Below are 21028 nucleotides of genomic sequence, written 5' to 3'. Positions count from 1 at the left end.
TATGTAGACGATCGTATGAAAGGACAAGCTGTATACGATATGATGCAAGGCATTGATTATGATATACAGTCTTACTTAAATGAGGCCCGTAAAGAAGTGAATGAAACGATGTGGTATGGAAAAGTAGATGGGTTTATTAATGAAATAAATCGTATTGCTCTTCTAAATGAAGTAACGTCAGAAAATAAATGGCTCGTTAATAATGGAATTTATTTTGCTAGCCGTTTAGGGAAGTTTCATAGCAATCCAAATAAAGGATTAGAGGTTGTTACACAAGCGATGCATATGTATCCACGTTTAAGTGAACCGTACTTTGTTGCGGTAGAACAAATTACAACAAATTATAACGGGAAAGATTATAGCGGGAATACGGTAGATTTAGAGAAGATTCGTAAAGAAGGAAAAGAGCAATACTTACCAAAAACGTATACATTTGACGATGGATCTATTGTATTTAAAACTGGGGCTAAAGTGTCTGAAGAAAAAATTAAGAGATTATATTGGGCTGCGAAGGAAGTAAAAGCGCAATATCACCGCGTAATCGGAAATGACAAAGCTTTAGAACAAGGTAATGCAGACGACGTATTAACGATAGTAATCTATAATACTCCAGATGAATATCAGTTAAACAGACAATTGTATGGATATGAAACAAACAACGGTGGAATTTATATTGAAGAGACAGGTACATTCTTTACATATGAGCGTACGCCAGAGCAAAGTATTTATAGTTTAGAAGAGTTATTCCGTCATGAGTTTACTCACTATCTTCAAGGGAGATATGAAGTTCCCGGTTTATTTGGAAGAGGAGATATGTATCAAAATGAAAGATTAACTTGGTTCCAAGAAGGGAATGCAGAATTTTTCGCAGGATCTACTCGTACAAATAATGTAGTACCGAGAAAGAGCATCATTAGCGGATTATCATCTGATCCTGCAAGCCGTTATACAGCAGAGCGCACACTATTTGCTAAATATGGTTCTTGGGATTTCTATAACTACTCGTTCGCATTGCAGTCTTACTTATATACGCATCAGTTTGAAACATTTGATAAAATTCAAGATTTAATTCGTGCGAATGACGTGAAAAATTATGATGCATATCGTGAAAATCTAAGTAAAGATTCTAAGCTAAATAAAGAGTATCAAGAGTATATGCAGCAGTTAGTTGATAATCAAGATAAGTACACTGTACCGGAAGTAGCAGATGATTATTTAGCTGAACATGCACCAAAGTCGTTAACAGAAGTGAAGAAAGAAATTAGTGAGACGTTGTCTATGAAAGATGCAAAAATGACAAAACACGAGTCTCAATTCTTTAATACATTTACATTAGAAGGTACGTTTACAGGTAGTGTAACAAAAGGCGAATCAGAAGACTGGAATGCAATGGGTAAAAGAGTAAATGAAGCTTTAGAACAATTGGCGCAAAAAGAATGGAGCGGCTACAAAACGGTTACAGCATATTTCGTCAATTATCGTGTGAATAGTTCCAATGAATTTGAATATGATGTAGTCTTCCATGGTATCGCAAAAGATGACGGAGAAAATAAAGCTCCGACAGTTCATATAAACGGTCCTTATAATGGGCTTGTAAAAGAAGGAATTCAATTCAAAAGTGATGGATCAAACGACGAAGATGGAAAAATCGTTTCTTATTCATGGGAGTTTGGAGACGGAAGAACAAGTACAGAAGTTAATCCAGTACATGCATATGAAAAAGAAGGAACTTATAAAGTAGTGTTAAGAGTAAAAGATGATAAAGGAAAAGAGAGTAGAAGTGAAACAACTGTTACGATTAAAGATGGAAGTTTAACAGAATCTGAACCAAATAATCGTAAAGAGGAAGCAAATCGTATCGGACTAAACACTACTATAAAAGGTAGCCTTATCGGCGGGGATCACACCGATGTTTATACATTTAATGTAGCAGCAGCGAAAGATCTCGATATTTCTGTTTTAAATGAGTATGGAATTGGGATGACGTGGGTACTTCACCATGAATCAGATATGCAAAATTATGCTGCTTACGGTCAAGCTAATGGAAATCATATAGAAGCAAAATTAAATGCAAAACCAGGTAAGTATTACTTGTATGTATATAAATATGATAATGGCGATGGAACGTACTCATTATCACTAAAATAAGTGCTTTTCCAATGTATGTTTAACTTTACTTTTTGTGGAAAATAGTATATTATATAGATATATAATATATCGGTTATTTTCTAGGAGGAGCCTGTCACAATAGGTTTCTCCTGTTCTTTTTTAGAGACCTGTCTTACAGGTTTTTCTTTAAAGAGTAAATAACTGAAAATTGAGATTAATAATCTTTGAAAGAGGTGAGGCATACACATAACAAAAAAGGGATTGTTTAAGAAAGGGGGATAAGAAATGTTCTTGTTTGGTTATCCACTTGAAACAATTTATTTATATGGATTTGTTATTGCGACTATACTCACTGTTATTTATATTTTCTTTGGAGATATATTTGAATCAATATTTAGTTTTGGGGGCGGATCTGTATCCGTTGTTACCTTATTACTTAGTTTCTTCGCTATGTTATGTGGAATTAGTTATATAGGAGAATATTTATTTTCCTTTAATAGTACTATTATTTTCGCTGGTTCATTTGCTATATCTTTTATCGGTGTTTTCATAATGAAAATATTAATTTTAAAACCGATTGCAGAAGCAGAACAAAATACCGTACAACGTATGGATGAATTCATTGGTTGCAAGGGAGAAGTCATTACGACAATTCCTACAGAAGGATTTGGTGAAGTATTAATCTCCTCCCAATTTGGAAGTAATGCAATCCCAGCTAAAACAATTGGAAAGAAAGACATTTCACAAGGAACCGAAGTTATTATCGAGGGGGTTCAAGATGGTGTTTTGCTTGTACAAAACATCGCTTATTCTTTAAAGAAACCAAAATTATAAGGGGGAATTTACATGACAATTCCATTAATTATCGGTGGAGTTTTACTCGCAATTTTAATTCTACTCATTTTAGTATTCATTACGAAGTATCGAACAGTTGGTCCAGATGAAGCGTTAATTGTTACAGGGAACTGGCTTGGTGGTGGGAAAAATGTTGTTACCACTGATGATGGAAAGAAGATTAAGATTATTCGCGGTGGCGGTACTTTTGTAGTTCCAATTATGCAAAGAGCAGAGCCTTTAAGCCTATTAAACTACAAATTAGAAGTTGGTACACGTGATACGTATACGAAACAAGGTGTACCAATTACAGTAAATGGTGTTTCTATTATTAAAGTAGGATCGACAATTGAAGAAGTTTCTACAGCAGCTGAACAATATTTAGGAAAAGAAACGGAAGAGTTAAAAATAGAAGCAAAAGAAGTTTTAGAAGGGCATCTCCGTGCTATCTTATCTTCTATGACAGTAGAAGATGCGTATAGTAATAGAGAGCAATTTGCTCAAAAGGTGCATGAAGTAGCTTCTACAGATTTAAAGAAGATGGGTCTTCGCATCGTCTCTTTTACAATTAAAGAAATAATGGACAAAAACGGATACTTAGATGCGCTTGGACAGCCGCAAATTGCAATGGTTAAGCGTGATGCAACAGTTGCAAATGCAGAGCGTGAAAAAGAGGCACGAATTGAAAAAGCTCGTGCTGAGAAAGAAGCAAAAGAAGCAGAATATCAACGTGATGCACAAATCGCTGAAGCTGAAAAACATAAGGAATTAAAAGTGCAGTCCTATAAGAGAGATCAAGAACAAGCTCGTGCAGATGCGGACCTTTCTTACGAATTACAACAAGCGAAAGCGCAACAAGGTGTTACAGAAGAGCAAATGCGCGTTAAAATCATTGAGCGTGAAAAGCAAATTGAATTAGAAGAAAAAGAGATTGCACGTCGTGAAAAGCAATATGATGCAGAAGTGAAGAAAAAAGCAGATGCAGATCGCTATGCTGTCGAACAATCAGCAGAAGCGGAAAAAGTAAAACAAATGAAAAAAGCAGATGCGGATCAATATAAGATTGAAGCAGAAGCAAGAGCACGTGCAGAAGAAGTTCGTGTAGAAGGTTTAGCGAAAGCAGAGATTGAGAAAGCACAAGGTCAAGCGAAAGCGGAAGTACAAAAAGCACAAGGTACAGCAGAAGCAGATGTTATTAGATTAAAAGGTTTGGCTGAAGCTGAAGCCAAACAAAAAATTGCAGAAGCATTTGAATTATATGGTCAAGCGGCAATTATGGATATGGTTCTTAAAATGCTTCCAAGTTACGCGAAAGAAGTCGCAAGCCCACTTAGCAACATTGATAAAATTACAGTTGTCGACACAGGCGGCGGTGGTAAGAATAGCGGTGCTGGAAAAGTAGCAGGGTATGCGACTGATTTAATGGCAACGATGCAGGAGACATTAAAAGCTTCCTCTGGTATTGATTTAAAAGAGTTATTAGAAGGGTTTGCAGGTAAAGGTGCAGTACAGCAGTTATCGAATGATAAACCTGTCGTATCTGTAGTAGAAGATAAGAAAAAAGAAGTAGAAAAAGATAAAGAATAGTAAGGTAGGAAGAACCTCTAGCATGTGCTAGAGGTTCTTCTATGAATCGTAATATTTCGAATAATATACATTTTTATACATTGTTTTAATTATTTAATTTTTATAGAATGAAGTAAGTATGCAATAATCCTTTAAATTTAGAAAGATGGGTAAAAGAGAAATAGAGAGTCTCGTCAATCTATTTATATCTTAAAATTTTTATAAATGGATTAATTGTAATTTATTGCATGTAAAACGGTATGGAGGGGTAGAAATATGTTTCAAAGGAAGTTAAGGAGTAGTAGTTTAAAAACAAAGTTACTTGTTTCATTTATTATCATTTTAATTCTTCCAAGTATTGTAATTGGTTGGACGTCTTATCAGCAGGCGAAAACAAATTTTAATGAAACGATTTTAAACTCGGCGAAAGATAATATAAAAATTTTGGATAATGTAATTAATAAGGAATTGGATAGTAAAAAAGTAGATGCAACTTATTTTACGAAATTATTTACACAATCAAGTTACCAAGCGGATCAAATACAAAATATCCAAAATAAACTAGAAGAATATAATAAGTTACATCCGGAAATGGAAGCTATCTATACTGGGTCTAGCAACGGGCAATTTATTCAATCACCGGCAATTCAAATGCCAGAAGGATATAATCCTACAGAAAGAGATTGGTATAAAGAGGCAGTGAAAAAAAGCGGAGAAGTGATTGTAACTGCTCCATATAAGTCAAAAACGACAGGGAATACTGTTATCACACTGGCAAAACAAAATGAGGATAAAAGTGGCGTTCTTGGGATTGACTTAATTATCAATAATATTGTAACTACTTCCAAGATGGTTAATATCGGTAAGGAAGGTTATGTAGCGATATTTGATCAAGATAAAAATGTAGTCGCACACCCGACACTGAAGCCGGGTGAGAAGTTAGAAGAGAAACTTAGTAAGGAATTTTATAAACAGGAAGCTGGTGATTTTCATTATTCATTAGATGGTGAAGATCGTAACATTACTTTTAAAACGAATAAGAAAACTGGATGGAAAATAGCGGGGATAATGCCTTCAAAAGAAATTATTCAAGCGGCTGAACCTATTTTCTATAAAACGATAACTGTTATTGGGATTTCATTAATGATTGGTGGGGTTTTAATTTACTTCATAATTGCTTCTATTATTAAACCGTTAAAACAACTTGTTCTATCATCTAGGAAAATTAGTGAAGGTGATTTAACAGAATCTATTACAGTTCATTCTAAAGATGAAATCGGGCAGTTAGGAGAAAGTTTTAATGAGATGGCATCATCATTACATAATGTCATTTCCAATATAAATATTTCAGCAAGTCATGTAGCAGCATCTTCAGAAGAATTAACAGCTAGCATGAAGCAGACAAGTGAAGCGACAGAACAAATTACACAAGCTATAGAGCAAGTGTCGAGTGGGGCTGAAATACAAACGAGAGAAGTTGAAGAAGGAGCGACGTTATTAGAAGAAGTTACAGAAGGAGTTCAGCGTGTTGCTGATAGTTCTTCATTAGTATCAACAGCTTCTATGTATACGAAGAAAAAAGCTGAAGATGGTGGGAAGTTAGTTGAGCAAACTGTGAATCAAATGCAATTAATTCATGAGTCAGTTTCAAATTCAGATAAAGTCATTGCTTTATTAGATGATAAGTCGAAACAAATCGGAGCAATTCTGGAAGTGATTCAACATATTGCAGAGCAGACAAATTTATTAGCATTAAATGCTGCAATTGAGGCTGCAAGAGCTGGGGAGCAAGGAAGAGGATTTGCAATTGTAGCGGATGAAGTGCGAAAATTAGCTGAACAATCAGGACAGTCTTCTACGGAAATTGGAAAACTAGTGAAAGAGATTCAATTTGATATAAAAGAAACGGTAAGCTCTATGAATCAAGTTGGAACAGAAGTACAATCAGGTCTTGTAGTTGCAAATGAAACGAAGCAAAGCTTTGCTGAAATATTGAAATCTACAAATGATACAGTTGTGCAAATTGATAGTATGGTAGAAGTAGCGAAACAAATGACGGTAGATGCCAAACAAGTAAGTGCATCTATTAATGAAATTGCAGCTACGATTGAAGAAAATGCAGCAAGTGTTCAAAATATTGCTGGCTCTTCTGAAGAGCAATTAGCTTCAGTAGATGAAATTAATGGAGCAGCAGTTCACTTATCACAAATGGCAGAAGAATTGCAAGAGATGATTGGCAAGTTTAAAGTGTAATAAAAAATATTAAGAAACGAGGTAGTAATTTTACTTCGTTTCTTTTTTTATGGAGATAAAAATAAAGAAATGTGTAGTAACCGTGTTATGATTAAGTTTAACAATTGAAAAAACTGTATTTTCTTTAAATTCTATCTTTATCCATGTTAGGGGAATGGTTTTGAAATTAAAAAAATTAAAACTACAACCGAGAATTACATTAACTATTAGTACACTTATTCTTGTTGTGCTTTTGTTAACAAGTTATTTGTTTTACTACATATTATCTGAAACAGTAGAAGAGCAAATTGGTAAAAGAGCTTTGCATGTTGCGAAAACAGTTGCAGCTATACCGGAAATCGCGGAAGCTTTTCAAAAAGAAAATCCAGCTTCTATTATTCAGCCGATTGCAGAAAAAATTCGAATTGATACAGATGCTGATTTTATTGTGGTTGGAAATAAAGAAGGGATTCGTTATGCACACCCCAAGAAAGACAAAATAGGAGAAGTAATGGTTGGTGGAGATAATAAAGGAGTGCTATTAGAAGGGAAATCTTACGTTTCGAAAGCAACGGGATCACTAGGACCTTCCTTACGCGGAAAAGTTCCAATCCGTAATCAGGATAATAAAATTATTGGTGTAGTATCTGTTGGATTTTCAATGGATGATATTCATGGAGCGGTAGAAGTGTATGGAAAGCGTGTATTTTGGATTACAATAATCGGTTTGTTAATGGGGATAATCGGTTCCATATATTTAGCTGCAAGTATAAAAAGAATGATGTTTGGGATGGAACCAGAAGAAATTTCATCTTTATATGAAGAGCATAGTACAGTGATTCAATCTGTACGAGAAGGGATTATCGTAATTGATAAAAAGGGCATGATTAGTTTAGTCAATCAAGCAGCCTACGATATTCTTTCACTAGACAACCGAAAAAATATCATTGGATCATTTATTTTAAATATAATTCCTAATTCATCCATACTAGATGTACTTCAAACTGGTGAAGAACAGTTTGATCGTCAATTAAATATAAAAGGGCAGGCTGTTATTGCTAATCGTCTACCTATTAAAGTAAATAATAAAGTAACCGGCGTCGTATCGAGCTTACGTTTGAAATCTGAAATGGATCAGTTAACAGCAGAATTATCTCAGACGAAGCAATATACAGAGGCGTTACGAGCACAAACCCATGAATACAATAATTTATTGTATACGCTTTCAGGTCTTATCCAATTAGAGTCATATGAAGATGCTCTAGAGCTCATTCATAAGGAGACGGCGGTATATCAAGATTTTGTTCAATTTATTATGAAGCGAATTCAAAATCCATGGCTAGGTGGAATTTTAATTGGATTTTATAATAGGGCAAGAGAGTTGAAGATTGATTTTGTACTAGATCGAGAAAGTAGTTTAGAAACATTAAGTCCGCATATTGAGAGTAATTATGTCGTTTCGATTTTAGGGAATTTAATTACGAATGCATTTGAAGCAATTGAAAAAAATCAAGAGCATGATAAGAAAGTTAGAATGTTTGTAACAGATATCGGAGAAGAAATATTAATTGAAGTGGAAGATTCGGGGCAAGGGATTCATGATGAAATAATTACTAGCATATTTTATAAAGGCTTTTCAACGAAAGAAGGAGAGAAGCGAGGATATGGATTAGCAAAAGTGAAAGAGTTAGTAGAAGATTTAAATGGAAGCATTGCAATTGAAAAAGGGGATTTAGGTGGTGCGTTGTTCATTATTGCATTACCGAAAGAGAGAGGCGAGTTGTAATGGGTGAGGAGATTGAAGTATTAATTGTAGAAGATGATATTCGGATTGCTGACATTCATCGGCGTTTTACTGAAAAAATTGAAGGATTTAAAGTAATTGGAACAGCAACGACTGGGGAACAAGCGAAGGAATGGCTAGAGCTTGTGAAGCCACAACTCGTTTTATTAGACGTGTACTTACCTGATATACAAGGAACAGAACTTGTCACATATATTAGGCATAATTTGCATGATACAGATATTATTATGATTACAGCTGCATCGGAAACAGATGTAGTAAGGCATGCTTTACGTGGTGGAGTAACTGATTATATCGTAAAACCACTTATGTTTGACCGTTTTAAAGCGAGTTTAGAAAGTTATCAAAAAAAGATTAGGCAGTTAAAGAAAAGCAATCAATTATCTACAGAACAAATTGAACACTTATGGTCTCAAAGAGGTGTGAAGGGAAATACAGTTGAATATGCTCCAAAAGGAATAGATCCTTTAACTTTAGCGAAAATAAAAAAGCATATGTTAACAGTTAATGAAGAAGGAATTACCGCAGAAGTGTTAAGCTCGATGGTTGGAGTAAGTCGATCAACAGCGAGACGCTATTTAGAGTATTTAATATCTGGGAAGAAAGTACATGCAGAGCTTATATATGGAAGTGTAGGGAGACCAGAGAGAAGGTATTTTCTCGTTTCTTCATAACAAAAACAGTAGAGGATTTATTTCTTCTACTGTTTTTTGCGTCTTATATTGGAATAATCCCAATTACAATTCCAGTAATCAACATCACCATTGTCGTTCCAACGGCCCACAATAAAGTGAAGCGTTGATGTTCACCAAAATCAACTTTAGCCATTCCGACCAATAAATAAGTGGAAGCGACAAGAGGACTTAATAAGTGAACGGGTTGACCGAGTAAGGAAGCGCGTCCCATTTCAGCTGCACTAATTCCATAAGTAGCAGCAGCCTTCGTTAAAATAGGTAATACCCCGAAGTAAAATGCATCATTGGACATGAAAAATGTGAACGGCATACTAAGAAGAGCTGTAATAATTGGCAACTGTGGTCCAAGTGCATCTGGTATAAGAGTTACTACACTTTGAGCCATTGCATCTACCATTTTTGTTCCAGATAAAATACCAGTGAAAATTCCAGCAGCAAATACGAGTGAAACAACAGCTAATACGTTTCCTGCATGAGAGGCAATACGTTCTTTTTGTTGTTCTAAGTTTGGATAGTTAATCATAACAGCAATAGCGAAAGCAACTGTAAAGAGAACAGGTAACGGCATAACTTCTAGTATGAGACAGACAAGTAATGTAGCGGTCAATAAAAAGTTAATCCATAGAAGTTTAGGGCGTTTATGCACGGCAGCTTCTACTGTGGCAGCTTGCTCATCCATTGTTTGCATTTGTTTTAAATATTGCACATCTATAATGCCTAAACGTTTTCTTTCTTTTTTTCCAAGATAGTAGGCAACGAAAACTACCCAAATTGCACCAGCAATCATTCCTGGTATAAGTGGTGTAAAGAGCTCTGATGCATCTAGTCCAAGTGCACTCATAACTCGAGCAGTTGGTCCACCCCAAGGTGTAAGATTTGTCACACCTGCCCCTAACATAACAACCCCAGCTAATATAAGTGGATTCATTCCGAGACGTTTATATAATGGGTACATTGCGGAAACAGTAATCATATACGTTGTTGTTCCGTCCCCATCTAATGAAACAATAATAGTAAGAATGGCTGTACCAACAACAATTTTTAAAGGATCCCCTTTTACAAATTTTAATATTTTACTAATGACAGGATCGAATAAACCGCTATCGATCATAATTCCAAAATATAAAATGGCAAACATAAGCATAATACCGGTAGGTGCTAATTTTTGAATGCCCTCTAACATCATAGGACCCATGTCTGCATAAAATCCGCCAATTAATGCGAAAGTAATTGGAATTAATATTAATGCTACTAATGCTGACATACGTTTCGTCATGATTAAAAACATAAAGACAAATACCATTGTAAATCCAAGTAGAGCTAACATCCGATCTCCCCCTTAAAAAAATGATTGCGCTTTCAAAATAAAGTAAAAATTCAGAACAATGTTTTTTGTTTATCATAAAAGCATCTATCCAAATGGTAAATAATTTGAAAAATAACACCATTAGAAGCATAATTTTTATTTTGGTCATATTGTTCACGAAGGTAATTTTGAATTTTTAAAAATATAATTTACTTCTAACAAGAGTGATAGAATAAGGTGAAAATAGTGAAGTGCGAAGTAGGGAGTAGATTTTGAATGGAAACGAGAATAGAAGAAGTTTATAGTTCTTATGAGGGGAAGATAGAAGAGATTTTTGTTAATGAATCTTCTTATGTATATGAGTGGGAAAAATTAATGATGGTCCGAAAAAATAATGGTGAGCTTGAAAAAGTCGCGGTCGGTATCAGTGGAAATATAAGATTAGTAAATGTAGAAGTTGGGCAGAAAATTAATACAGATACATTATTAGTTAAGTTAGAAGATGATTTATTAATTACAGGCTGTGAATGATGAAAGATGTGTAGAAATAGCTACACATCTTTTTTGTTTTCTATATTACAAAAAGCACATTGTTTTTTCACAAATCCCACACAAGTTTTTGATATTCTCCTTGTGGAGTATACGGTTTTTAGGGAGGAATAGTGATGAGAATAAAGTATGTTGTGCTTGCTATATGTTTATGTTTCTTATTTACGATAGTGGGGTGTGGGAAAAAGGGAACAACAGCTGTGGCAATTGATGAGAAACATGATAAGTGTGATATTTGCCAAATTGGGGTAACGGATAATCAATTTGCAACAGAAATCATTTTAGAAAATGGAAAAGCGTTAAAGTTTGATGATATTGGTTGTATGTATAAATGGATGGAGATTAATCCAGGCGAAAAGACGAAAGAACAATTTGTTCGAGATTATGATTCGAAAGATTGGGTTTCGTTAGAAGACGCTACTTACGTATATGATAAAACAATAACGACACCAATGGCTTATAATGTCATTTCATTTAAAAATAAAAAAGATGCAGAGAGCTTTGTATCTAACTATAAGGGTAAGGTTCTTTCGTATAAAGAGCTAGCAGAGCATAAATGGGAAATGAATAAAGAAATGATGGGGAAACCGAAAACAGGGAATCACGGTGGGCATCATTAATACTAGAAAAAGACAACTATATAGTTGTCTTTTTCTAGCATTACTCAGGTGCAAATATAGAAAAGGTGTAAAATTTTTAGAAGAACGGTTACAATGGAGTATAGTGACCTAAAGCAATCATTTATCCCGCATTAACGGGCAGTAAGATCCCCACCTCAAAATTTAGTGAAAGCAAAGAAGTTAGGTGGAGATCAACTGCCCGTAAAAGCCTGATTGGTTCAACTAATAATTAGTGGTAGATGAACAAAACCCCCACTAATTAAAGTTTCACTTTATGTACTTTTTAGAAATGTATACAAATGCGGTTAAAACGTGCTAAACTAATTGCTTCATAATGTTAATGATGAGGCCATCAGGCGTATCATTCCAATAGGTTGAGAAACATAGGAAAAGCTTAAGATAATCCGATTAAAGAAGGAATATAAAGGGCTTATGGATAAATGTACTCAAGAAGAGTTATTGTATGTGATGGAGGAATGGTTAAGAAAACATTATCTTTCATAGGAGCTGTAGTTGTGAGAAAACAAAAAATTTTATTATGTATGTTATTAGGACTTTTAATGACGGTAGTGGCTTGCGATAAGCAAGAGGAACCAGAATCGAAACCGGTTCATGTGAAAAACGAAAAGAAAAAAGAAAAGCATAAAGAACAAGAAGAAGTTAAAGAAGAAAAAAGTATAAATTTACTGGACAAACAGTTGTTACTTTCAGCGACTCTTGGAGACACAGAGACAGCTATGAAGTTGATTCAGGATGGAGCGAATATAAACGTAGAAGGTGACAACCGAGAAACGCCTATCCTTGCAGCAACGTACCAAAATCATGTAGAGACAGTTAAAGCATTAATTGGTGCAGGTGCAAATATTGAAGTCAAAGATGAGAAACAAAGCAATCCATTCCTTTATGCAAGTAGAGAAGGGTATACGGATATTGTAAAAGTATTAATTAATGCAGGAGTTAATACGAAAGAAACGACTAAGTCAGGTGGCACAGCACTCATTTCTGCATCTGAGCGTGGTCATGTAGAGGTTGTTAAAGAATTATTAGAGCATACAGATATTGATGTGAATTATAAAAATGAACGTGGTGGTACAGCTTTAATAGAAGCAATTGTATTGGGAAATGGTAGTGAAAGCCATAAGAAAGTAATTCAAATGCTTATTGACCACGGGGCAGATGTAAATATGGCCAATAAGGAAAATATTACGCCGCTGCAATATGCTGAAAAAAGAGGTTTTAAAGATATTGCGAATGTGTTGAGAATAGCTGGTGCGAATGAAGTAGTGCAGCCGCAACCACAATCGGTGGAATAATAAGAAAAAGACATAAAGAGTACGAAATAATCCCATTTAGATAGACAGAATGAAGAAGTCATTTTAGTATGATTGATTCAGTAATGTGTATTTAAATGGGATTTTTGTTTTGAACATCAGAAAATAGAGTATGAATGGATGGTATATGGAGGCTACACAGGGTAATGAAGGAGGGCATAAATGCGATTTTCAGAACTTGAGTTAATAGTAATTCAGGCAGAGGTTTTATTTGTTCATAATCAAGTGGGAAGAATAAAGAGTGTAAATGAACAGGGAAATCCGAAAGCACCACGTTTTTTTCTTAGCAAAACTCGTGAAGGGAATATAACGAGATATCATTGTAGTCTGGATGGTGAAATAATAAGTAAGATTGAGAAATTAATTCGAGAACGTTCAAATCACATAGAGATAGCAAAGATCATGAAAGTATTAAATGAAGAGAGAACGGTAGAGAATATTTGGATGGGTCCTGCTTACATGTTTCCAAATAATTCAAATGAGCCGACTAGGGTGATACAAATAACAGAGAAGAATAAAGAGCTCATGCGAGAAAATTTTCCTAATCTAATAGAACAGATGGAATGGAGGCAACCTTATTTTGCAATTGTTGAAAATGAACAAGTCGTTTCTATATGCTGCAGTGCAAGAAGTACGCCTATAGCTGCTGAGGCAAGTGTGGAAACTGTAGAGGGCTTTCAGGGAAAGGGATATGGTGCTGATGTCGTTAGAGCTTGGGCAATGTCAATAAAAGAAGAAAAACGTATTCCGCTTTATAGTACCTCTTGGGATAATTGTGCTTCACAAGCAGTGGCGAGAAAACTAAAACTCATTAACTATGGAATTAATTTACATATTGATTGAAATGTAAATATTGTTGTGTTCTGTTAGAGTTTATTCGTATATCTAGATTATTGTAAAAGTAATATGGTGAATATTAACATTCGATTAACACCTAATTAACAATTTATCAAAACTGACTTAATAAATGCGTAATATAGTAAAGGTAACAAAATAACTAGGGTAGAGAACATTTGAGAACACCCGCTTACATATAACGTGCCACTTTCTTAGGTGTGCTCTATTCCCTAGAGTTCAAATAAGGAGAAAGGTGTTCTATGTAAGTAGGTGTTTTTAGTTTGGATAAAAATAGAAAAGCTAGGTGGAATAAATGTTTAAAGAACCTCATATCGCGATGATAAAGGATTGGAAAGGGTATAAAGCATACAAAAAATTACCGAAAACAGTTTTTCTTATGACTGGTTCAATGCTGGAGTTACCAGAGCGTGTATACGAATTACAGAAACATGGACATGATGTATTTCTTCATTGTGATTTTATACAAGGCTTAAATACGAACACAGAGGAAGCCCTTTTGTATATTCAAGATGTTATCGGAGCACAAGGTATTATTTCAACAAAAGGTTCGACAATTCGAAATGCCAATAAAATTGGATTAAAAACGATTCAACGAATTTTTATTGTCGATACTTTATCTCTTACAAAATCAGTTGAAAATTGTAAAACGACTAAACCAAATGCGGTAGAGATTATGCCTGGAATTATGCCTTCTATTATTAAACAGCTAGCAGAGAAAATAGAGTTTCCCATTATTGCAGGTGGATTGATTCAAACGCGGGAAGATGCGGAAACTGCCATTCGTGCAGGAGCAAGTGCGATTTCAACGAGTCATTATGAAGTATGGATACAAGAAGAAAAAAGGAGTGCAACCTTGTGATCGAATTGAAAGATGTTTCAAAGGTATATAAAAATGCGGAAGAGACAGCGGTTAAAGACGTATCGGTTCATATTAAGAAGGGAGAATTTTTCGTTTTAGTTGGACCTTCGGGATGTGGAAAAAGTACATTACTACGAATGATTGCTGGCTTAGAAGAAATCTCTTCGGGAGATTTAATGATTAATGAACGTGTTGCAAATGATTTAGAGCCGAAAGACCGTAATCTATCAATGGTATTTCAAAATTATGCACTATATCCACACCTAACTGTAGAAGAAAATATTTTATTTGGACTTAAGGTAAGGAAGGTACAAAAAGAAGAGCGACAAAAGCGATTAATGGAAGCTATTGAAATGGTAGGGCTGAAAGAGTATGTGAAAATGAAACCGGGCCAATTATCAGGCGGACAAAGACAGCGTGTTGCGCTTGCCAGGGCAATCGTGAGTCAAGCACCGATTTGTTTAATGGATGAACCACTTTCGAATTTAGATGCGAAATTACGTGCGCAAATGAGAATTGAAATTAGAGAAATTCAGCAACGACTAGGAATTACGATGATTTACGTTACTCACGATCAAATAGAAGCGATGACTATGGGAGATCGTATCATGGTCTTGAATAAAGGAAGTATACAACAAGTTGGAACACCTCTTGATATATACAACGAACCAGCAAACGAATTTGTTGCAAGTTTTATAGGTTCTCCTTCTATGAATATAAATGATGGAGAAGTGGATAAAGAAAAAGGCGTATTACATATAGGGCAATTGCAAATTCCATTATCTATTGGACAGTTAAAGCAATTACCAGCAGGGACAATTCGAATAGGTATGCGTCCTGAGCATATTGCATTGTCTGAGGCAGGACAAGAAGTTACGCTGCAATCTGTAGAAGTATTAGGGAATGAGTCTATATTAAACTTTGCGGTAAATGGAACAACTTGGAGTGCGAAAGTCATAGGACAGTTACTCCTGAACAAAGGTGACAAAGTAAAATTATTATTCTCGCAAGAAAAACTATGTTTCTTTCACCAAAATAAGAATGAACGATTAAAAGTGGTGGCTGAAGAAGAGTTGAAAGTGGTGGCGAAATAATGATTGAAGTAGGGAAGTTACCAGTTCAAACAGCAGTGTCAAAAAAGAAGAGTTTATGGGGCAGAACGAAAGATTTAAGAATAGGATTATTGTTTTTGGCTCCATCTATTTTGTTATTTTCAATTTTTCTTTTCTATCCATTGTTTAGGACGATTTACTATAGCTTTTATTTAACAGATATACACGGAGAAGCCAATCTTTTCGTTGGCTTAGAAAATTATCAATATTTATTTTCTGATCCTGCTTTCTACAAAAGTATAAAGTCAACTTTATTATTTGTTTTATATACAGTGCCTACTAGTATTGTATTCGCCTTATTTCTTGCATTAATTGCAAATGAAAAAGTAAGAGGTATTGGATTGTTCCGTGTTCTCTTTTCTTCAACGATGGGAATATCAGTAGCTGCTAGCGCAGTGATTTGGCTATTTTTATTTCATCCAAGTGTAGGGTTATTTAATAATATATTAGCCGCTATGAATCTTCCGGCAATCGCATGGTTAACGAGTCCGGACTGGGCACTGTTTTCTGTATCGGTTACAACGGTTTGGGTGAATACAGGATTTGCATTTTTAGTTATATTAGGTGGTTTGCAAAATATTGATACGTCTTTATATGAGAGTGCATCTATAGATGGTGCTAGTTATTTATATAAGCTTCGCCGCGTTACATTACCGATGCTATCACCAACTTTATTCTTTATCGTGACAGTAACGTTAATTAGTGCATTCCAAAGCTTTGGACAAATTGATATTTTAACGCACGGTGGACCGAATGATGCAACGAATTTAATTGTGTATTCGATTTATAAAGAGGCATTTGTGAATCATCAATTTGGAACAGCGAGTGCACAAGCGATGGTATTATTTGTTTTCATTTTTATTGCTACATTACTTCAATTCAAGTTTGCTGAGAGAAAGGTGCATTATAAATGATCGTTAAACAGTGGAAACAAAATTTCCTATTATACATGCTGCTCATTATTAGTGCAGTAATGGTGTTTTTTCCTGTACTCTATGCGTTTTTAATAAGCTTTATGACACCAGATGATATTCAAATGAGAAGGTTATTTCCGACCCAATTTACTTTCGATAATTTTATGAATATCTTTCAAAAAGTACCGCTTTTTACATACTTGTACAACAGTTTAATTGTATCGACGATTGTTATGATTGGACAACTTATCGTATCCAGTTTAACAGCTTATGCTTTTGTTTTTCTTCAGTTTAAAGGGAGAAACGTAATTTTCTTCTTGTTTATTTCAACGATGCTTATTCCGTGGGAAGCAACGATGGTACCGAACTTTTTAACGATTCAAAACTTTGGTTGGATCAATAGCTTTGCTGGGATGACAGTGCCATTTTTTGCAACAGCTTTCGGTATTTTCTTACTACGCCAACATTTTATGACGCTTCCGAATGAATTGAAAGAAGCTGCTTTTATTGAAGGGATTGGAAATGTAAGGTTTTTATTCAGCGTTGTAATTCCGTATTGTAAAACGAGTTTTATTACGCTTGGAGTATATAGCTTTTTAACAACATGGAATATGTACTTGTGGCCGCTCTTAGTGACCACTGATGAAAAAGTCAGAACAGTTCAAATTGGTGTGAAGCAACTTCAATCTCAAGAAGTTGCAACTGATTGGGGAAGCGTAATGGCCGGTGTTACGGTTATCGTCATTCCAACGTTGATTTTACTATTTTTAGGGCAAAAGCAATTACAACAAGGATTAACAAAAGGTGCAATTAAATAAGCATACATAGGAAAAGGTGGGATTGAGATGAGTTTATTGAAAAAAAGTGCTGCTCTTTTAATGGCAGCCACAATGGCATTAACTGGGGCTGCTTGTTCAAATAGTAAAACAGAGGGGAAACCTGAAGCGCAGGCAAAAGTAGCACCAGTTGAAAAAAATGGTGATAAAACTGTAATTCGTTTTTGGCATGCGATGGGTGGAAAAACACAAGGTGTACTAGATGGGCTTGTTGCAGACTATAATAAATCGCAGAATAAGTACGAGATAAAGGCAGAGTTTCAAGGAACATACGAAGAGTCTTTAACGAAGTTTAAAACGATGTCTGCTACGAAAGAAGCTCCAGCTCTTGTTCAATCGAGTGAAATTACAACGAAATATATGATTGATAGCAAAAAGATTACGCCTATCGATAGTTGGATTAAAAAAGATAAGTACGATACATCAAAATTAGAAAAAGCAATTACAAATTATTATTCAGTTGATGGAAAAATGTATTCTATGCCATTTAATTCATCTACGCCAGTATTAATTTATAATAAAGATGCTTTTGCAAAGGCTGGGTTAGATCCAGAGAAAGCTCCACAAACATATGCTGAATTAAAGGAAGCCGCGAAAAAGTTAACGATTAAAGAAGGCGGAAATGTAAAACAATATGGATTCTCTATGCTCAATTATGGTTGGTTCTTTGAAGAATTGTTAGCGACACAAGGGGCTTTATATGTAGATAATGAAAATGGCCGTAAAGATGCTGCAAAGAAAGCGGTATTTAACGGTAAAGAAGGACAGAAAGTATTTGGAATGTTAGATGAATTGAATAAAGCTGGTGCACTAGGAAAGTATGGAGCAAGTTGGGATGATATTCGTGCCGCGTTCCAATCTGGACAAGTTGCTATGTATTTAGATTCTTCAGCAGGTGTTCGTGATTTAATCGATGCATCTAAGTTTAATGTAGGTGTTTCGTATATTCCGTATCCAGAAGATTCAAAGCGAAATGGTGTTGTTATTGGCGGTGCATCATTATGGATGACGAATATGGTTTCAGAAGAAACGCAGCAAGGTGCATGGGACTTTATGAAATATTTAACGAAGCCAGACGTACAAGCAAAATGGCATACTGCAACAGGATATTTCTCAATTAATCCAGATGCATATAATGAATCGTTAGTAAAAGAGCAATATGAAAAATATCCACAGCTAAAAGTAACAGTAGAACAATTACAAGCGACGAAGCAATCTCCAGCAACTCAAGGTGCATTAATTAATGTATTCCCAGAATCACGAGATGCAGTTGTAAAAGCATTAGAAGCAATGTATGACGGAAAGAATAGTAAAGAAGCGTTGGATGAAGCTGCAAAAGCAACAGATAGAGCGATTAGCATTTCAGCTCGTACGAGCCAAAAATAAAAGAAAGCCGTATCCTAAAGGGATACGGCTTTCTTTATAGGGAGATAAGGGATCAAAGAAATGATGAACTCTTATCTCTTTTATATGAGTAAAGGGTCTAGAATGAATATTGTCCTTTTCATTATTTATTTAACTCCATTGCAACTTGTTTACCATTTACGAAAACCTCTACCACCGCTACTACAACTTCCATCACTTTTTTCATATCTCATCTCTCCTTGTTTTTTGTTTCATTTCTTACTTTTAGTATAAGGAAATATAGTAATTACAACTATCGAATTGAATGACAAGAGACTTACAGTGTTGTAAGGAAATTAGCTGCATTTGTAATAATAATACTTTCTAGTAATTGAGTTCAGAAAATTCCTTTAAATAAAGTTATAATTAGAAATAACTTTATTTAGAAAGAAGGAGAAAAATGAATAGGATACTTGTCATTAGTGATATTCATGGAGAGATTGATAAATTTAAAAAGTTACTTGAGGAAATACAATACAACGCAAAACAAGATCAATTAATTCTATTAGGGGATTATGTGGATCGTGGTCCGAATGCACGTGCTGTACTTGAAAAGGTGAAAGAGCTAAAAGAAGAAGGAGCATTCGTTTTAAAGGGAAATCATGAAGATATGATGATTAAAGCGCTAACGACAGATGAGGAACGTTCATGGAACCATTGGGTAAAAAGAAATGGTGGAGATAAAACGTTATATAGCTATGGATTTGTAGAAGAAGATATTGCAGTTAATGAAGGGGACTTCCAAAAGCCAATTTTACAATCTCACGTATTAGAGGAACATGTAAAATTTATTCAAGAATTAGATCATTACATTGAAACAGAAGAGTATATATTTGTACATGCTGGTGTTGAGCCAATGAAACGAGTTTCTGAATCTGAAACATATACGTTAATGTGGATCCGTAATGAATTTCATAGTGGGTATAGTGGCGAAAAGGTTGTTGTATTTGGCCATACGGAAACAAAAACGCTTCATGGTAGTGAGAATTGCGGAGTATATTTTGGTAGTAATCGTATTATTGGAGTTGATGGCGGGGCTGTGTATGGCGGTCAATTAAATTGTTTGGAGTTGCCGAGTAAAAAGGTGTACGTAGTAAAAAATTGAAAGAGATAAGGGGAATCTTATTTCTTTCAATTTTTTATTAAGCAAAATTTAAGAAAGAGTTTTTATAATAAAGGCTCAAAATTTTATATCTAGCAAAAACTTAGAAGGAAATAGTTGAAAATGAAATTACATAATAGGATTACATTCTTTCGTTATGAAGAGCAGAAATGTAATAATAAATAGAATTGAACTATAGTATGGAAGGTGAGAATATGCGCTTACTTGTAGTAGAAGATAATGCTTCGTTATTAGAGTCTATCGTACAAATTTTGCGTGATGAATTTGAAGTAGATACAGCGTTAAATGGAGAAGATGGATTGTTTTTGGCAATGCAAAACATTTATGATGCAATTTTACTTGATGTGATGATGCCAGGAATGGACGGGTTTGAAGTAATTCAAAAAATACGTGATGAAAGAATTGAAACGCCAGTCCTGTTTTTAACAGCAAGAGATTCTTTAGAAGATCGAGTGAAAGGATTGGATTTTGGCGGAGACGACTATATCGTAAAGCCGTTTCAAGCACCAGAACTAAAGGCGAGAATTCGTGCTTTATTACGCAGAAGTGGTAGTTTAACAACAAAGCAGACAATTCGATATAAAGGAATTGAATTGTTTGGAAAAGATAAAGATGTTCAAGTAGAGGGACAAGATATTAAGCTGACATTAAAACAATATGAGCTTTTAGAGTATCTCATTCAAAATAGCGGAAAGATTTTAATGCGTGAACAAATTTTCGATCGTGTTTGGGGATTTGATTCAGATACGACAGTAGCAATTGTAGAAGTGTATGTGCATCATTTACGTAAAAAATTAGAGCCATTCGGTTATCAGAAAGATATTCAAACTGTTCGTGGTATTGGATATATATTAAAAGAGAAATGAAAAAAGGAAG

At 34.8% G+C, this 21028-nt stretch carries 18 protein-coding genes and 1 pseudogene; 18 read left to right on the top strand and 1 reads right to left on the bottom strand.

Annotated elements, in window-relative coordinates; all coding sequences use genetic code 11:
• The 7 genes and pseudogenes from colA to JDS92_RS20325 all read left to right on the top strand — a co-directional run.
• Positions 1–2148 (top strand): collagenase ColA (gene colA, locus JDS92_RS20350; protein ID WP_199632437.1); only part of this gene is annotated, 2148 nt, incomplete at its 5' end.
• A 246-nt stretch (positions 2149–2394) separates the two neighbouring features.
• Positions 2395–2943, top strand: coding sequence for an NfeD family protein (locus tag JDS92_RS20345; RefSeq protein ID WP_000478275.1), 549 nt, complete (start codon positions 2395–2397; stop codon positions 2941–2943).
• A 12-nt stretch (positions 2944–2955) separates the two neighbouring features.
• On the top strand, positions 2956–4530 hold the full coding sequence (locus JDS92_RS20340) for a flotillin family protein (protein ID WP_000154995.1): 1575 nt from the start codon (positions 2956–2958) through the stop codon (positions 4528–4530).
• A 255-nt stretch (positions 4531–4785) separates the two neighbouring features.
• Positions 4786–5820: pseudogene (locus JDS92_RS31565) on the top strand (HAMP domain-containing protein); the annotation flags it as partial.
• Entirely contained in the window at positions 5815–6762 is a 948-nt protein-coding gene (locus tag JDS92_RS31560; RefSeq protein ID WP_370115443.1) for a methyl-accepting chemotaxis protein, read from the top strand. The pseudogene JDS92_RS31565 and the gene JDS92_RS31560, both read left to right, overlap by 6 nt.
• Positions 6763–6922: 160 nt before the next feature.
• Positions 6923–8527, top strand: a complete 1605-nt coding sequence (locus JDS92_RS20330; protein ID WP_199632436.1) for an ATP-binding protein — start codon at positions 6923–6925, stop codon at positions 8525–8527.
• Complete coding sequence (locus JDS92_RS20325; RefSeq protein ID WP_000503458.1) at positions 8527–9219, top strand: response regulator; 693 nt, start codon at positions 8527–8529, stop codon at positions 9217–9219. The genes JDS92_RS20330 and JDS92_RS20325 overlap by 1 nt, the downstream gene beginning before the upstream one ends.
• A 43-nt stretch (positions 9220–9262) precedes the next feature.
• Here JDS92_RS20325 and JDS92_RS20320 read toward each other — a convergent pair whose 3' ends face one another.
• Positions 9263–10567, bottom strand: coding sequence for a CitMHS family transporter (locus tag JDS92_RS20320; protein ID WP_199632435.1), 1305 nt, complete (start codon positions 10565–10567; stop codon positions 9263–9265).
• A 255-nt stretch (positions 10568–10822) separates the two neighbouring features.
• Here JDS92_RS20320 and JDS92_RS20315 point away from each other — a divergent pair, with 255 nt between their 5' ends.
• The 11 genes from JDS92_RS20315 (at position 10823) to JDS92_RS20265 (ending at position 21018) form a co-directional block, all read left to right on the top strand.
• A complete protein-coding gene (locus JDS92_RS20315) occupies positions 10823–11077 on the top strand; it encodes a hypothetical protein (protein WP_000450026.1) in 255 nt (84 codons plus the stop codon).
• 134 nt (positions 11078–11211) lie between these two features.
• Entirely contained in the window at positions 11212–11715 is a 504-nt protein-coding gene (locus tag JDS92_RS20310; protein WP_097957569.1) for a nitrous oxide reductase accessory protein NosL, read from the top strand.
• 440 nt (positions 11716–12155) lie between these two features.
• The gene (locus JDS92_RS20305) at positions 12156–13028 is read left to right on the top strand and encodes an ankyrin repeat domain-containing protein (protein WP_016107490.1); all 873 of its coding nucleotides are present in this window, start codon (positions 12156–12158) and stop codon (positions 13026–13028) included.
• Between the two features lie 180 nt (positions 13029–13208).
• Positions 13209–13889: a GNAT family N-acetyltransferase gene (locus JDS92_RS20300; RefSeq protein WP_199632434.1), complete on the top strand. Its 681-nt coding sequence runs from the start codon at positions 13209–13211 to the stop codon at positions 13887–13889.
• A 307-nt stretch (positions 13890–14196) separates the two neighbouring features.
• The gene (locus JDS92_RS20295; protein WP_097957572.1) at positions 14197–14763 is read left to right on the top strand and encodes a glycerol-3-phosphate responsive antiterminator; all 567 of its coding nucleotides are present in this window, start codon (positions 14197–14199) and stop codon (positions 14761–14763) included.
• Positions 14760–15857 (top strand): ABC transporter ATP-binding protein, encoded by a 1098-nt coding sequence (locus JDS92_RS20290; RefSeq protein ID WP_141556010.1) that lies wholly within the window; start codon positions 14760–14762, stop codon positions 15855–15857. The genes JDS92_RS20295 and JDS92_RS20290 overlap by 4 nt, the downstream gene beginning before the upstream one ends.
• Entirely contained in the window at positions 15857–16789 is a 933-nt protein-coding gene (locus JDS92_RS20285) for a carbohydrate ABC transporter permease (RefSeq protein WP_000573572.1), read from the top strand. The genes JDS92_RS20290 and JDS92_RS20285 overlap by 1 nt, the downstream gene beginning before the upstream one ends.
• The gene (locus JDS92_RS20280) at positions 16786–17607 is read left to right on the top strand and encodes a carbohydrate ABC transporter permease (protein ID WP_199632433.1); all 822 of its coding nucleotides are present in this window, start codon (positions 16786–16788) and stop codon (positions 17605–17607) included. Before JDS92_RS20285 ends, JDS92_RS20280 begins: the two co-directional genes overlap by 4 nt.
• A gap of 27 nt (positions 17608–17634) precedes the next feature.
• Positions 17635–19011 carry an ABC transporter substrate-binding protein gene (locus tag JDS92_RS20275; RefSeq protein WP_097957575.1) on the top strand — a complete coding sequence of 459 codons (1377 nt, stop codon included), beginning with the start codon at positions 17635–17637 and terminating at the stop codon, positions 19009–19011.
• Between the two features lie 418 nt (positions 19012–19429).
• On the top strand, positions 19430–20134 hold the full coding sequence (locus tag JDS92_RS20270) for a metallophosphoesterase family protein (RefSeq protein WP_097957576.1): 705 nt from the start codon (positions 19430–19432) through the stop codon (positions 20132–20134).
• Between the two features lie 212 nt (positions 20135–20346).
• Positions 20347–21018, top strand: a complete 672-nt coding sequence (locus JDS92_RS20265) for a response regulator transcription factor (protein ID WP_001238627.1) — start codon at positions 20347–20349, stop codon at positions 21016–21018.
• Positions 21019–21028: the final 10 nt, after the last annotated feature.

The organism is Bacillus cereus group sp. N12, from assembly GCF_016483575.1.
Lineage (GTDB): Bacteria > Bacillota > Bacilli > Bacillales > Bacillaceae_G > Bacillus_A > Bacillus_A toyonensis.
Note: the sequence above shows the minus strand (reverse complement) of the source record. Positions and strands in the feature narration are given on the sequence as shown.